Source organism: Youhaiella tibetensis (assembly GCF_008000755.1).
GTDB classification, from domain to species: Bacteria; Pseudomonadota; Alphaproteobacteria; order Rhizobiales; family Devosiaceae; genus Paradevosia; species Paradevosia tibetensis.
Genome location: NZ_CP041690.1, coordinates 2,997,451 through 3,011,782 on the forward strand (window position 1 = coordinate 2,997,451; position 14,332 = coordinate 3,011,782).

Annotated in this window: 16 protein-coding genes and 1 pseudogene; 7 read left to right on the plus strand and 10 right to left on the minus strand. The window is 65.5% G+C overall.

Features of this window, described 5'->3' with window-relative positions; all coding sequences use genetic code 11:
- Position 1: 1 nt before the first annotated feature.
- From FNA67_RS14690 to FNA67_RS14725, 8 genes are all read right to left on the minus strand, one after another.
- A complete protein-coding gene (locus FNA67_RS14690; protein WP_170267323.1) occupies positions 2–1,492 on the minus strand; it encodes a Do family serine endopeptidase in 1,491 nt (496 codons plus the stop codon).
- Positions 1,493–1,718: 226 nt separating this feature from the next.
- Positions 1,719–2,678, minus strand: coding sequence for a protease modulator HflC (hflC, locus tag FNA67_RS14695; protein WP_147656570.1), 960 nt, complete (start codon positions 2,676–2,678; stop codon positions 1,719–1,721).
- Between the two features lie 3 nt (positions 2,679–2,681).
- Positions 2,682–3,809, minus strand: coding sequence for an FtsH protease activity modulator HflK (gene hflK / locus FNA67_RS14700; protein WP_049705873.1), 1,128 nt, complete (start codon positions 3,807–3,809; stop codon positions 2,682–2,684).
- Between the two features lie 75 nt (positions 3,810–3,884).
- A complete protein-coding gene (locus FNA67_RS14705; RefSeq protein ID WP_147656572.1) occupies positions 3,885–4,397 on the minus strand; it encodes a dihydrofolate reductase in 513 nt (170 codons plus the stop codon).
- Positions 4,394–4,873 carry a GNAT family N-acetyltransferase gene (locus tag FNA67_RS14710; protein WP_147656574.1) on the minus strand — a complete coding sequence of 160 codons (480 nt, stop codon included), beginning with the start codon at positions 4,871–4,873 and terminating at the stop codon, positions 4,394–4,396. The genes FNA67_RS14705 and FNA67_RS14710 overlap by 4 nt, the downstream gene beginning before the upstream one ends.
- Positions 4,870–5,205, minus strand: a complete 336-nt coding sequence (locus FNA67_RS14715; RefSeq protein ID WP_147656576.1) for a nucleoside triphosphate pyrophosphohydrolase family protein — start codon at positions 5,203–5,205, stop codon at positions 4,870–4,872. The genes FNA67_RS14710 and FNA67_RS14715 overlap by 4 nt, the downstream gene beginning before the upstream one ends.
- On the minus strand, positions 5,205–6,218 hold the full coding sequence (locus FNA67_RS14720; RefSeq protein ID WP_147656579.1) for a DUF4424 domain-containing protein: 1,014 nt from the start codon (positions 6,216–6,218) through the stop codon (positions 5,205–5,207). The genes FNA67_RS14715 and FNA67_RS14720 overlap by 1 nt, the downstream gene beginning before the upstream one ends.
- A complete protein-coding gene (locus tag FNA67_RS14725) occupies positions 6,218–7,012 on the minus strand; it encodes a thymidylate synthase (protein ID WP_147656581.1) in 795 nt (264 codons plus the stop codon). The genes FNA67_RS14720 and FNA67_RS14725 overlap by 1 nt, the downstream gene beginning before the upstream one ends.
- A 146-nt stretch (positions 7,013–7,158) precedes the next feature.
- Here FNA67_RS14725 and FNA67_RS14730 point away from each other — a divergent pair, with 146 nt between their 5' ends.
- The 6 genes and pseudogenes from FNA67_RS14730 (at position 7,159) to FNA67_RS14750 (ending at position 11,392) form a co-directional block, all read left to right on the plus strand.
- A complete protein-coding gene (locus FNA67_RS14730; protein ID WP_049708049.1) occupies positions 7,159–7,830 on the plus strand; it encodes a GntR family transcriptional regulator in 672 nt (223 codons plus the stop codon).
- Positions 7,831–7,896: 66 nt separating this feature from the next.
- Positions 7,897–8,466, plus strand: a complete 570-nt coding sequence (locus FNA67_RS14735; protein WP_147656583.1) for a uridine kinase family protein — start codon at positions 7,897–7,899, stop codon at positions 8,464–8,466.
- Positions 8,466–9,170 carry a S66 family peptidase gene (locus FNA67_RS14740; protein WP_210246387.1) on the plus strand — a complete coding sequence of 235 codons (705 nt, stop codon included), beginning with the start codon at positions 8,466–8,468 and terminating at the stop codon, positions 9,168–9,170. Before FNA67_RS14735 ends, FNA67_RS14740 begins: the two co-directional genes overlap by 1 nt.
- Before the next feature lie 24 nt (positions 9,171–9,194).
- Positions 9,195–9,527: pseudogene (locus FNA67_RS22120) on the plus strand (S66 family peptidase); the annotation flags it as partial.
- 846 nt (positions 9,528–10,373) lie between these two features.
- Positions 10,374–10,961: a biotin transporter BioY gene (locus tag FNA67_RS14745; RefSeq protein WP_147656585.1), complete on the plus strand. Its 588-nt coding sequence runs from the start codon at positions 10,374–10,376 to the stop codon at positions 10,959–10,961.
- Positions 10,958–11,392 (plus strand): DUF1284 domain-containing protein, encoded by a 435-nt coding sequence (locus FNA67_RS14750; RefSeq protein ID WP_147656587.1) that lies wholly within the window; start codon positions 10,958–10,960, stop codon positions 11,390–11,392. Before FNA67_RS14745 ends, FNA67_RS14750 begins: the two co-directional genes overlap by 4 nt.
- On the opposite strand, the gene FNA67_RS14755 is transcribed toward FNA67_RS14750, so the two are convergent.
- Entirely contained in the window at positions 11,369–12,619 is a 1,251-nt protein-coding gene (locus FNA67_RS14755; protein WP_147656589.1) for an Hsp70 family protein, read from the minus strand. The genes FNA67_RS14750 and FNA67_RS14755 overlap by 24 nt on opposite strands.
- Before the next feature lie 70 nt (positions 12,620–12,689).
- Positions 12,690–13,328, minus strand: coding sequence for a TetR/AcrR family transcriptional regulator (locus FNA67_RS14760; RefSeq protein ID WP_147656591.1), 639 nt, complete (start codon positions 13,326–13,328; stop codon positions 12,690–12,692).
- 77 nt (positions 13,329–13,405) lie between these two features.
- Here FNA67_RS14760 and FNA67_RS14765 point away from each other — a divergent pair, with 77 nt between their 5' ends.
- Positions 13,406–14,317: an oxidoreductase gene (locus tag FNA67_RS14765; RefSeq protein ID WP_147656593.1), complete on the plus strand. Its 912-nt coding sequence runs from the start codon at positions 13,406–13,408 to the stop codon at positions 14,315–14,317.
- The last annotated feature ends 15 nt before the right edge of the window (positions 14,318–14,332 follow it).

Genomic DNA, 14,332 nt, shown 5'->3' on the forward strand with positions numbered 1-14,332 from the left:
CCTATTGCAGGCGAACCGCGATGAAACGGCTGGCCATAGTGGCGTCGGTCACCTTGAACAGCACCGCCGGACGCCCCGCCTCCTTGGCGGCGCTCACCATCGAGACCACGTCAGCCACCGTTTCGATGGGCTGCTGGTTCACCTCGCTGATGACCAGCCCCGGAATGATGCCCTTGTCCTCGGCATCGCTCTTGGCCGTGACGTCGGTGACGATCACGCCCTTGACCTCTTCGGGGATGCCGTACTGCTTGCGCACTTCAGCGCTGAGGGGACCGGCTTCGAAGCCCACCAGTTCTGGCAGGCCGGGAGGCGGCCCGACCGGCGCGTCGGGGGCGTCAGGAGGCTGAGGAGGCTCCTGCTGCTGCTGGGCTTCGGCGATCTTCTGCTCGCCGACCTCAAGCCGGCCCAATGAAATCTTGACGGTCTTGTCCTTGCCGTTGCGCAGGATCTTGACCTCGACGGACTTGCCAACTTCGGTCTGGGCGACAATGCGCGGAAGGTCCCGCATCTGCTCGATCGGCTTGCCGTCGAACTGCAGGATGAGATCGCCCACCTTGAGCACGCCATCCGATGGGCCGCCCTTGGTGATATCCACGACCATCGCGCCATTGGTGTTGTGCCGCCCCAGGCTCGCCGCGATGTCGTCGGTCACGCCCTGGATGCCTACGCCCAGCCACCCGCGCCGGGTCTCGCCGAATTCGACCAGTTGCTCGATCACCGGTCGGGCGAGATTCGTCGCCACCGCGAAACCGATGCCGATCGAGGAGCCCCCGCGCGCCAGGAGCGCGGTGTTGATGCCCACGACCTTGCCGTCCATGTCGAACAGCGGCCCGCCGGAATTGCCTTGGTTGATGGCCGCGTCGGTCTGGATGAAGTTGTCGTAGGGACCCGAATTGATATCGCGGTTGCGCGCCGAGACGATGCCCAGTGTCACCGAGCCGCCCAGGCCGAACGGGTTGCCGATGGCCATGACCCAGTCCCCGACCTCGGCCGTATCGCTGTCGCCGAATTCGACGAAGGGCAAGTCGCGACCGGCGTCGACCTTGAGTACCGCCAGATCGGTCTTGCTGTCGGTGCCGACGACGCGGGCCGGCAGCCGCGTGCCATCGGTCAGAAACACCTGGATTTCCTCGGCGCCGTCGATGACGTGATTGTTGGTGACGATCAGTCCCTCGGGCTTGATGATGAACCCCGAACCAAGGCTCTCCGCCTCGAGCTCGGCATCCGGTCCCTGCCCGTCATTGGGATTGAGATGGTCGAGCATGTCATCGAGCTGGCTGCCATCCGGCCCCTGCGGAAGGGGCACGCCCTGCCCGCCCGGAACATGGCGCGAGGTCCCGATATTGACCACCGCCGGCGACAATTGCTTGGCAAGCGCCGAAACCGAAGCCGGTCCCTGCGCGGTCGGCGAAGCCGCCCCGGCTGGAACGGCCGCCAATGTCACGGCGCCGAAGATGACAAGGGCACGCAGTGCCGCCCGGGCAAAACCCATACTAACCCTCCCGGCAATCCCCCATGCCGCTGTCAGGGCGGCCAGGGGCACAAGAAAACAAGTCCGGGCCCGATGCAAGCTCGGGCACGGTGAGTTGAAGCTTGTTCCTACCATGGCGCCCCCCGAGCATTATGGCAGCAGCCGGGCTTTCCCCAACCGGAGGCCCAAACAAAAAACCCTCCCCGCTCGCGCGGGAAGGGTTCGCTTGTCAGTTCTGGAGCCGCCGTTACTGCGCGGCGGCAGGTTCGGCCGGAGTTGCGGCCGGCGCCTGGGGCGCCGCCTCGACGGAGGGAATCGCCGGCGCAGGCTGGCCACTGCTCTGGCCCGGATTGCCGAAGTACTGGAAGAAGTCGGAATCAGGCGACAGCACCATCGTCGTACCGCTCGAACCCAGCGCGTTCTTGTAGCTCTCCATGGAGCGATAGAACTGGAAGAATTCCGGGTCCTTGTTGTAGGCGGAAGCGAAGACCGAGCTGCGCTGGGCATCGCCCTCACCGCGCAGGACTTCGGAGTCCTTGCGGGCCGCAGCCACGATTTCGACCGCCTGGCGATCGGCGATGGCGCGCAGGCTCTGCGCCGCTTCCTTGCCGCGCGCACGCAGAAGCGCCGCTTCGGCCAGACGCTCGGCCTTCATGCGCTCGTAGGTCTGGGCGGAGACTTCCGGGGTCAGATCCGTACGCAGGATGCGCACGTCCACCACTTCGATCCCGAGCTCGGCCATATCCGGACGGATGAGGTCTCGGGCCTCGCGCATCATCTGCGAACGCTCTTCGGAGAGCGCGGCATTGAAGTTGCGCAGGCCGTAGACCTGGCGCAGGGCGGAGTCGAAGCGCGTGGCAATACGCTGCTCAGCCACCCGCAACTCGCCTTGCGAGCGCTCGCGGAAGAGACGCGGATCGGAAATGCGGTAGGTGAGGAACGCGTCCACGACGTAGAACTGACCGCCCGAGACCTGCAGGCGCATATTGGCCAGGTCATAGCGCAGCAGCCGGTTCTCGACGATCTGCACCGTATCGACCAGCGAGGTCGGGATCTTGAAGTAAAGACCCGGTTCCTCATGGACATCGGTGATCCGGCCGAAGCGCATCACGATCGCCTGCTCGCGCTCGTTGACCACATACATGGACGAGAACGCGAGATAGACCACGGCAAGAAGGGCAACGCCAAGAATGATGAGACGGTTCATGGCTTAGTTCCCCTGACCGCTAGTCGTAGTGGTGGTGGAAGTCGAAGGCGTCGGCGTAATGCCGCTATTTGGCTTCAACTCGGGGAGGGGCAGGTAAGGCACGACGCCCGAACCGGCGCTCTTGTCCACGATCACCTTCTGGGAGCTGCCGAGCACCTGTTCCATCGTCTCGAGGAACATGCGTTCGCGGGTCACCTGCGGGGCCTTGGCGTATTCGTCATAGACCGAGGTGAAGCGCGAGGCCTGGCCTTCGGCTTCCTGCACGACGCGGTTCTTGTAGGCGGCGGCATCTTCGCGCATTTGCGCAGCCTGGCCGCGAGCATCGCCGAGCAGCGTATTGGAATACTGCCGGGCTTCTTCCTGGAAACGCTCCTGGTCCTGCTCGGCGCGCTGCACTTCATCGAAGGCATCGGCCACTTCAGCCGGCGGCGCCACGTTCTCGATAGCGATCTGCCCGACGCGCACGCCCAGCTTGTAGTCATCCAGAATGCGCTGGGTGATCTGCTGAACCTCGACGGCGATACCGGCACGGTCTTCGCGGTAGATGGCCTGGGCGGAGCGGCGGCCCACGACTTCACGCATGGCACTCTCGCCGGCGCTGCGAACCATGTCTTCCGGATCGCGCACGTTGAAGAGATATTCGATCGGATTGGCGACCGACCACAGCACCGAGAACTTCACGTCCACGATGTTCTGGTCGGAGGTGAGCATGGTCCCCTCATCACGCTGGCCGTTGCGGCGCGTGGCGCTGGTTGGAACCGTCCCGATCTCGGTCTGGTTTTCCGTTACGTTGACCTTCTCGACGCTGTCGATGGGCCAGAGCATGAAATGCAGGCCGGGGCTGGCGAGATCGGGCTTGGGCTTGCCGAAGCGCAGTTCCACGCCCACCTGCTGGGGATCGACGGTGTAGATCGAGTTGGCGGCCCAGAAGGCCATGATCGCCAGGACGCCACCGATGAGCGCCCAGCGCCCGCCCGGAATGCCACCCTGGAAGCTGTCGCGACCCCGGTTGAGGATCTCTTCGAGATTGGGAGTCCCGCCTCGGCGGGGTCCACCGCCCTGCGGGGCCTGCCCCCACGGTCCGCCATTATTGTTGCGGCCGCCTCCACCCGTATTGTTGTCCCAGGGCATCGCGTTCCTTTCCGAGCGCTTGTCACAAGATTGCCGAACTATATAGGGAAGCGCTTTTGACCGATCAATGCGGAGCTATGCGCGGCGTTCATAGACCTTTACGCGAAATGACGCAGTGTCCTTGCCCGTAAGGGGCACCTCCGGCTCGTCGACCACCACCCAATGAGCGTGATCGATGGCCGGAAACACCGTATCTCCTTGCGGTTCAAGGTCGACCTCCGTGATGTAGAGCCGTTCGGCCAGCGGCATCGCCTCGCGATAGAGCTCGCCGCCGCCGCCGATAAAAACCTCGTCAACACCATCGGCTTCCGCCATCGAGCGGGCGTGACCGAGCGCCGCGGCGAGGCTGTCGATCACCAGCACACCGTCGGGCTGGTAGCCCTTCTGGCGCGTGATCACGATATTGGTGCGCCCCGGCAAGGGCTTGCCGATGCTCTCGAAAGTCTTGCGGCCCATGATGATCGGCTTGCCCATCGTGGTGCGCTTGAAGAAGGCGAAGTCCGAAGGCAGCCGCCAGGGAATGGCGTTCCCCGCCCCGATCACCCCGTTGCGCCCGATGGCGGCGATCATGGCAACCTTGACGCTCATTGCCCCGCCAGCGCCTCCAGCGCCCCATCCGTCACCCGGCACCGCCGCCAGTCGTCGAGGAATACGGCGCCCTGGGACTGGTAGAACTGAATGGATGGCTCGTTCCAATCGAGCACGTTCCATTCGAGCCGCCCCAGGTTCTCCGCCTTGCAGCGCCGCGCCAGATGCGCCAGCAGCGCCTTTCCGAGCCCCTTCCCACGCATGGCTGGTTCGACAAAGAGATCCTCCAGCCAGATGCCGTGGCGTCCCTGGAAGGTCGAGTAGGTGTAGTACCAGAGCGCGAAGCCCGCCGGCTGCCCATCCCACTCTGCGATATCGCAGAACACCTTCGGCGAAGGTCCGAAGAGATCGCGCACGATGTCGGCCTCACTCGCCTTGGCTTCGTGGAGCAGCTTTTCGTAGGACGCCAGGTCCTCGATGAACTTGATGATCAGCGGCGCATCGGCCGGGGTGGTGGAGCGGATGGAAAGTGTCATGGGGATGAAGGTTCGGTGTTGGAATTGTCGAGATAACGCAGCCACTTGCGCTGAATCGCGGCCTCGAGATCGATGCCGTTCCGGTCGCAGAACAGCAGCAATTGCGCCAGCACATCGGCGGCCTCGTCGGCCATGGCCTGCGCGATGACCTCAGGCGTCGCCCCCTTCCGGCGGCTGCGCCCGGTCAGCCGCAGATAGTCGGCCATCAGCTCGCCGAGCTCTTCCTGCAGCTTGAGTGCATACCAGTCGTCGTCGCGCGCGATGTCGTTGCGCACCGCGTAGATGTCGGAAACCTGGCCGACCTTGCGGGCCAGCTCGCGCAGGTCCGCCATCACTGAGGCTTTTGCCGGTTGAGGATGAGGATCTCCAGCTCGTGGTTGTAGGGCGGGTAGAAGTCCGTCGCCGTCATTTCGAAGGTGGTCGGCCCCGTCTTCCTGACGTCCGTCCCGCAGAACGACACCAGGTTCTCCGGCGCCCCCTTGTCCACGGTCAGATGGAACTTGCCGATCGGCCCGCTCCAGTTGTTGCCGGTCGACCAGATATAGGAAATCCAACTCTCGGTGAACGGCGCGCTATAAGGGTCGTCGCTGCTCGTCAGGGTCTTCCTGACCGCCTTGATGAAGCTCTCGTCGGTGCAATACTTCTTCTGGTACTCGCTCGCCGGATCGTAGTCGTCATAGGGCTCGGACAGGAACGTCACCGCCACCGTGCCGCCGACGCTCGGCTTATAGGTATGCACCACCTCGGCCATGGCGCCGGCCTTGAAATCGGCTTCCCAGCTATAGGTCGACTTGAGGGTCCAGACGGGCGTCATGTCGGTCTGCCAGCCCTGCCCCGCGTCGTATTCCATCGGAATGACCAACCCGCGATGCATCAGCTCGTTCTTATCGACCTCGGGCAGCGCATTGAGCTTGTCGATAGTGTCCTGGCCGTAGGGCGTGAGTGGAATGCCCAGGCCCTTGAGATAGTCGGTCTGGTCGATGCCGAAGGCGAAGACATACTGGTGGAGCGTCGCCTCCACCGGCTTGCCGTTGAACGTGGTCTCGAACCCGAAGATGTTCTGCGGATCTTCGGTGGGAATGCTGACGATGAAATCCCCGCTTCCCGTGATGTCGGGTAGCGGGAAGGCCACCAGCGTATGCTGATCCTCGTCCGAGGAATTCTTGAACTCGTAGACGACCTTGACCTCTTCGGCCGAGATCGAAAGGTCTTCCGAGAGCATCTGCACTTTGTCATTGGTGATGAAGCTCAGCCCGCCCGCGCCCAGTTGCGCCATGGAATCGTTGGCCATGGCCGACGCGGGGAGCGCGGCCAGGAGGAGCGATAGTCCAAGGCGGGTGAGCATCAGACAGCTACCTCGGCTTTGATGTGGGGATGGGGATCGTAACCGGTGATGGTGAAGTCCTCGAAGGTGAAGGCCTCGAGCGCCTTGACGTCGGGATTGAGCGTCAGCTTCGGCAGCGGGCGCGGCTCGCGCTCCAGTTGCAGGCGCGCCTGCTCGAAATGGTTCGAATAGAGATGCACGTCGCCGAACGAATGGACGAAATCGCCCACCTCGAGCCCGGTCACCTGCGCCATCATATGCGTGAAGAGCGCATAGGAGGCGATGTTGAACGGGACGCCCAGGAACGTGTCGGCCGAGCGCTGGTAGAGCTGGCAGGAGAGCTTGCCGTTGGCGACGTAGAACTGGAAAAGGCAATGGCACGGCGGCAGCGCCATCTCGTCAACCTCGGCCGGGTTCCAGGCCGAAACGATGTGCCGGCGCGAATCCGGCTTGGTCCTGATCGAGTGCACCACATTGGCGATCTGGTCGATATGGCGCCCGTCCGGCGCCGGCCAGCTGCGCCATTGCGAGCCATAGACCGGGCCAAGGTCGCCGTTTTCGTCGGCCCACTCGTCCCAGATCCTGACGCCACGCTCCTGGAGCCAGCGCACATTGGTGTCCCCGCGCAGGAACCACAGCAACTCATAGACGATGGACTTGATGTGGAGCTTCTTGGTGGTCAGCAGCGGGAACCCCTCCGAGAGGTCGAACCGCATCTGGTAGCCGAAAAGTGAGCGCGTTCCCGTGCCGGTCCGGTCCGATTTGTCGGTGCCCTTTTCAAGGATGTCGCGGAGCAATTGCTGGTAAGCTTTCATGGCGGGGATACTACGCGATTCTGCACTGCATTGCGCAAGTTCGCGACCCTTTCCCCGCCCGCGAAAAGTCGCGGGACGAGCTGGGCTCCATGCACCGGATCCCGGCGCACCTCGACACCATTGCGCCGCCCGACTATCAACGGCGCATGACCAGTGGCGATCGCGATGACACCGTAGCCGGGCGGATTACCCGGGCCCTTGCCGAGCGCATCGTCGCCGGCGCGCTCGAGCCGGGCGTGCGGCTGCGCCAGGACCACATCGCCCAGGAGTTCGGCGCCAGCCATGTGCCGGTCCGCGAGGCTTTCCGGCGCCTCGAAGCCCAGGGGCTGGTCGCCAGCGAGCCGCGCCGGGGCGTCCGTGTCGCCTCGTTCGACCTGGCGAGCGTGCGCGAAGTGGCCGAGATGCGCGCAGCCCTTGAAGGCCTGGCCCTGCGCCATGCCGCCCCACGCCTCACCGCCGCCATCCTCGATGAAGCCGAGCAGGCCACGCTCGCCGGCGACCGTTCCCGCGACGTGCGCTCCTGGGAAGAGGCCAACCGCACCTTCCACCGCACGATCCTGGCGCCCTGCAACATGCCGCGCCTGCTCGCCGCGATCGATGACCTGCACGCCATGAGCGCCCGCTTCCTCTTCGCCACCTGGCGCTCGACCTGGGAAACGCGCACCGACCACGATCACCGCGCCATCCTCGCGGCGCTCCGCGCCGGCCAGGTCGAGAACGCCGTCGCCATCCTCTCGCGCCACGTCCAGTGGATCGGCCAGCGCCCGGTGCGGCTGGCCTCGGGCGGCGTGCGCGAAGTCTTCTCGATCGAAGGCTGACGGCCCTCATAAGCGTTTGCCTTGGCCCGGCGAATGCACCTATCCTCCCTGCCGGGAGGACGTGATTTGCTGCGCTTCGATGAAGTCGTCGCGGTCCTGCGCGAGCGCATCGAGCGGGCGCAGCTGATCGCCATCGACGGCCTGCCGGTTTCGGGCAAGTCGACCCTGGCCGCGCGTCTTGCCAGCACGTTCGACCTCGATATCCTGCCTTTCGACGACTTCGTCCTGCCCCGCCGCATGCGCCAGCGCAGCCTCGGGCCGGCCTATCCGTTCCCCTATTTCCGCGTCGACGACTTCCGCAGCGCCGTGCGCGACCTGCGCCGGACCGGCACCTGCACCTACCTGCCCTTCGACTGGAAGACGGGACGACTGAGCCGCCAGACCACCACCCTCGCCCGCCGCGGCCCGGTGATCGTGGAAGGCTGCGCCACGCTCGATCCGCTGCTGGCCGACCATTACGACCTGCGCCTTTTCGTCGAAAGCGACCGCGCCACCACCTTCGCCGCCCGCACCCTGCGCGATGGCCAGTCGGACGTGATGAACTGGCGCGAGCTCTACCTCCCCAGCGCCGACCTCTACCTGGCAACCGACCCGCGCTCCCGCGCCGACTTCCTCGTAGCGGGGCGCGGCGTCTGATGGCGGGTGGTTTCCAGCGCCCGCTGATGCGCCCACACCGGCTTCGCCCGGGCGATCGCATTGCGGCGGTGTCGCCGTCCTGGGGCGGCCCTGGGGCGTTTCCGCATCGCTACGCTGCCGGCAAGCGCCAGTTCGAGACGGATTTCGGCGTGACACTCGTCGAGATGCCTCACGCCCTGGCGTCTCCCGACTGGATCGCCGCCAACCCCGCCGCGCGCGCAGCAGATCTCATGATCGCCTTTGCCGACCCGGGTATCGCGGGCATTCTTGCCACGATCGGCGGGGAAGATTCCATCCGCCTGCTTCCCCATCTCGACCTCGACGTCATCGCTGCCAATCCCAAGGTCTTCATGGGTTTTTCCGACACCACGAGCCTGCACCTGGCCTGTCAGGCAGCCGGCCTCGTCTCGTTCTACGGACCGAGCATAATGGCTGGCCTCGCCGAGAACGGCGGCATGCATGCCTATACGCGCGACGCCCTGCGACGCGCCCTGTTCTCGACCAACCCTATCGGGGTCGTACCGCGCAACACCGAGGGGTGGACGGCCGAACGCCTCGACTGGAGCAATCCGGCTCTACAGGAGCAGCGGCGGGTCCTCTGCAGGACGGACCCATCGGTCATCCTGCAAGGGACAGGGCAAGCCACCGGCCCCTTGATCGGCGGCTGCGCCGAAGTTCTCGAGATGGCCAAGGGCACGCCCTGATGGCCACCACCCGAATTCTGGGATGGCGCCATTCTTGTCTACGAAACCTCCGAGGATCGCCCATCGCCGAACTTCGTGCGTTACTGGCTACGCAACTTCGCGGCGCAGGGCATTCTCCAGCGTCTCAACGGCCTGCTCCTCGCCCGTCCCGATCCGGGCGAGGATCCTGGTTACCGCGCCGCCCTGGAGGATTCCGCAGTAACCGCTCTCCGCGAGGCAGGCCTCACGGCTTTGCCGGTACTTTCAGGCCTCGATTTCGGGCACACCCAGCCCATGCTTACCCTGCCGCTGGGAGCCCTGGCCCAAATTGACTGTGACGCGGGGACACTGAACATCATCGAAGCCGGTGTCATCTAGGCATGCCGAAACGCCGGCTCGGATCGCTCCGGTCGGGTTCGGGGTAGTTCATTGGCGGCTCGGGGCGAGGTTTGCCTCAAGTCTATGGATGCTAGCGGTTATGCGAGGCATCGCCTCGCCCCTTGAGCGTTTGGGGTTTCTACGAGCCCGTCCACGCAAGTTGCCCGCGAGCGCACTCCGGGCCGGTCACGTCACACTTAGGCCGTAAGCCCAGGCGCCCCCGGACTTCCCCCAACTCCCAGATCCTGGCGGCAGAGCAAGATGCAGGCTGTCGACTTTCCTGCACCCAGTCCTGACGCCAGCCGCCGCAGCACCGCGTACCGTGCCTCGCCGTTGGCGGAGGGATCGGGAAAGTATGCGGGAGGGGTGGTGTGCGGGGATAAGTGTTCTGGAGCTTTGTCGAGATTGGCGTGGCACGCGCTCGCTCCGCCCCACTCCCCGGTGTCTTCCCCGGCGCAGGCCGGGGTCCGCTTCACCGCTCTTGGGTGGGGATAGATTCCTGGGCCCCAGCCTTCGCCAGGGAAGAGGGAATGGGTGGTGGGGAGATATCGAAAATGCGCGAGCGCTTGGGGCGACGTATTAACCGGCAGGTCTCCCTCCCCCTTTGTGGGGAGGCAACAAGGGTGGGGGTAGCCCGCCCTCGGTGTCTCTTGCCACCCCCCACCCTCGATCCCTCCCCACAAGGGGGAGGGAGGCGGGCGGGAGCGACCAAGATCCGAGGCATTCCATGCACACGCCCCACCTTATCCACACGCCTCAATCACTGCTCTTGCCATTTTATAGATTATGTGGACTCCTTCTCTTATCAGAGAACCAAATTATCTATAATTTCTCACAGGAGCTCTCATGTCTGGAATCGATACCTCGACCCTTCGCCGCGCCGGTGATCCGTTGGCGCTGGGGACGCGGTCGCTGGCGGTCAAGGCGGCGGCGGTGGTGGCTGGCACCGCAGTCCTGGCACTTTCCTCGCAGGTGGAAGTGCCCATGGTGCCGGTGCCCATGACCATGCAGACGCTGGCCGTCACGCTCGTCGGCGCGCTCTATGGCTGGCGCCTGGGCGCCATCACGGTGATGGCCTGGCTGATGGAAGCCATGATCGGCCTGCCCGTGCTCGCCGGCGGCGCCGCTGGCTTTGCCCATTTCGCCGGTCCCACCGCGGGCTATCTCTGGGTGTTCCCGGTGGTGGCGGCGCTGGTCGGCTGGCTGGCCGAACGCGGCTGGAGCGGCAGCAACGTCGTGCGCAGCTTCCTGGCCGCAGCGATGGGCAACGCCCTTTGCTTCGTCGTCGGTGGGGCCTATCTCGCCAGCATGATCGGCTTCGAGCAGGCGCTGGCCGCCGGCGTGACGCCCTTCATCGTGGGCGCCGTCCTCAAGTCCGGCCTCCACGCGGCCGCGCTCAAGGGCATCGACACCGTCCAGGCACGTCGCTCGTGACGGTTCGGCTGCGCGCACATCACCTCTTGTGCATGCTGACCTATGTCGGTGAAGGCTATTCGAAGGCCTTCACCGCCAACTACGACCGGATCATCGCCCGCCTCGGCGCGGGCGAAGACATCCAGCTCATCGACGGCCCGGACGATGTCTGCGCCCCGCTCCTCGATGGGGCCGAGCCGCATTGCCATCGCCAAAGCGTCATCGAGCGCGACCGGCTGGCGGCGCTGGCAGTCGCAGAGATTCTCGGGCGCGCGGTCGCGCCGGGCGACAAGCTCAGCCTCTCGGCGAGCCTTCTGGTGAGGATGCGAAACGCGTTCGCGGCCGGCGAGAGCCGCGCGGCCTGTGCGTCGTGCGAATGGTCCGACCTCTGCACGCGCGTGGCGGAGGCCGGTTTTCCCGAGACGCGGCTAGAAGCGGCGCGAGGCGTCTAGCGCCAGGCCGAGCCCGACGCTGCCGAGCACGTCTGTGCGCACCGTGCGCGCGGCAGGGAACATCTCGCCCAGGGCCGAAACAATGGCGGGCACCAATGTCGAGCCGCCGGTAAGGATGAGCGTCTCGATGGCCTCCGGCCCCACGCCCGCCTGCGAGAGCGTCGCCTGGATGGTGGCCCTGAGCCGGCCCACCGAGTTTTCGAGGACGGCATTGAAATCGTCCCGCGAGATGCGCGTGCCGATGGTGTGCTCGTGTCCCTCGAACGTGAAATCCACCGCCTCGGCATCCGAAAGCGCGATCTTGGCCTCCTCGACCGTGGCGCCGAGACGATGTCCGAGGCGATTGTCGACGATGTCGATCATGCGTTCGACGAGTTCGGGATGCTCGGCCTCGTTGCGCGTGCTGCGCAATTCGGAAAGCGTCTTGGCATTGTAGAGGCGGTTGATGCGGTGCCAGGTGGCCAGGTCGTAATAGGGCGCCGAAGGCAGGACGCGTTTGTGGTCGGCGGTTTCGGTCTGGTAGCCGAGCATCGGCATGACCTTGCCCAGCGACAGCAGCCGGTCGAAATCGGTGCCCCCGATGTGGACACCCGCCGTCGCCAGGATATCGCCCGCCCGCTCGGTGGAGCGGGCGCGCTCGGGCGACACCCGGATCACGGTGAAGTCGGAGGTGCCGCCGCCAAGGTCGACGACCAGCGCCAGCTCCTCGCGCTCGACCGTGCGCTCATAGTCGAGCGCGGCGGCGATGGGCTCGAACTGGAATTCGACGTGCCGGTAGCCCTGCTGGCGCACAGCGGCCTCGAGCTGGGCCTGCGCCTGCGCGTCGGCGACATCATCCTCGTCGACGAAGCGTACGGGCCGCCCCACGACGACCTGGTCGAGCTCGCCGTCGAGCGCCGCCTCGGCGCGCTGCTTGAGCTCGGCGATGAAGAAGCCGAGGATATCGGTGAACGGCACTAGGTTCTTCTTGATGCGCGTCTTGTCGTTGATGAGGCTGGTGCCCAGCACGCTCTTGAGCGCCCGCATGATGCGCCCGTCCCCGCCAGTCACGTATTCCGAAAGCGCCTTGCGCCCAAAATAGGTGGCGTCTTCCTCGAACGAGAAGAAGATCGCGCTCGGAATGGTCTGCTTGCCATCCTCGAGCGGCAACAGCTGGGGCACGCCATTGGCGGCCACGCCCAAGGTCGAATTGGACGTGCCGAAATCAAGGCCGCAATTGAGGGTCATGGCGCCACCGCAAACGTGAGGGAGATCGAAGGGAGCGGCTTCTTAACGGGTCGCGGCGGGCAAGGGAACCCTATTTCTCGTCGCGGTCGGGCCACGCTGCGAGCAGGATGTCCTCGAGCAACTCGTCGGCCGCCGCCAGGGGCGTGGCGGCGCCGGCAAAGCCGGAAAGCTTGCCATCCAGAAAAAGCTGCGCAATGCCATGCGCCTGCGACCAGGCAGCGACCGTGAGCGCCATGATGCGGCGGTCCGCCGGATCGAGCGGCAGGCTGTTGATCCGCCCGACTGTCAGCGCGATCTGCCCCATCGCCGCATAAGCCGCCTCGTGCAGGCGCTCCTCTTCAGGCAGGTGCAGGTCGGGCCGGAACATCACGCGGAAGCGCCCGGGATGGGTGAGCGCGAAACGCACATAGCCCGCCGCCTGCGCCCGCAGCAGGGCCGTGCCGCTGCCGGCGAAATCGGCGAGCTCGACGTAGCGGCGCAATTCCTCGTAGCCCAGGATGGCGATCTCGGTGAGCAGCCCCCGCACGCTGGCGAAATGATAGGCCGGCGCCGCCGCCGAAACCCCTGCCCTTCGCGCCGCGGCGCGCAGCGTAAAGCCCTCCACCCCGTTTTCGGCGAGGATGGCATCGGCGGCACGGATCAGCGCCTCGCGCAGGTCTCCGTGGTGATAGCTCTGGCGCGGAGAAATGTCCGCTTTACCGTTTGTCATCGCACGTGCATCTTTACAGCGTTAAAATCGCTGACTTAACATTGTTCAGATAATATCGAACCCGATTGGAATCGACCATGGCCCATTGGACTGCCGATAACATACCCGACCAGACCGGACGCACCTTCATCGTCACAGGCGCCAATAGCGGGCTGGGCTATGTGACGGCCCTCGAGCTTGCCCGGCACGGGGCCACGGTGATCATGGCCGTCCGCAACGCGGCAAAGGGCCAGGGCGCCCGCGACGCTATCGCGGCGGCAGTTCCGGGCGCGAAGCTGGAAGTGGCGGCGCTCGATCTGGCCGATCTCAACTCGGTCGGGGAATTTGCGCGATCCATCGTCTCGAGCGGCCGCCCGATCGACGTGCTCATCAACAATGCCGGGATCATGATGCCGCCACGCCAGCTGACCAAGCAGGGCTTCGAGCTGCAGTTCGGCACCAACCACCTGGCCCATTTCGCGCTGACCCTGCAATTGCTGCCGGCGCTGGAGGGGCGGCCTGACGCGCGCGTGGTGACGATGACCTCGGACCTGCACAAGCGCGGCCACATCCATTTCGACGACCTGGGCGCGGTCAAGACCTATTCGCGCACCGGCGCCTATTCGCAATCCAAGATCGCCAATGTCTATTTCGCGCTCGAGCTCGACCGGCGCCTGAAGGCGCAGGGGCTGCCTATCAAGAGCGTGCTGGCCCATCCGGGCTACGCGGCGACCAACCTGCAGTCGGCTGGCCCCCGGGGCCCCCTCGCCTGGCTGCTCAGGCTGACGAACATGTTCGTGGCCCAGCCGGCCGAACAGGGCGCCCTGCCCGAGCTTTACGCGGCGACGGCGCCGGGCGTGGAAGGCGGGCAGTACTTCGGACCGGACGGCGCCAACGAGATGCGCGGCTACCCCAAGCTGGTGCAGCCGATCGACCGCGCGAAGGACCCGGATATCGCCAAGCGCCTGTGGGAAGTGTCCGAGGAGATGACGGGCGTGCGCTGGCCCTGAGGCCAGCGCATCCGC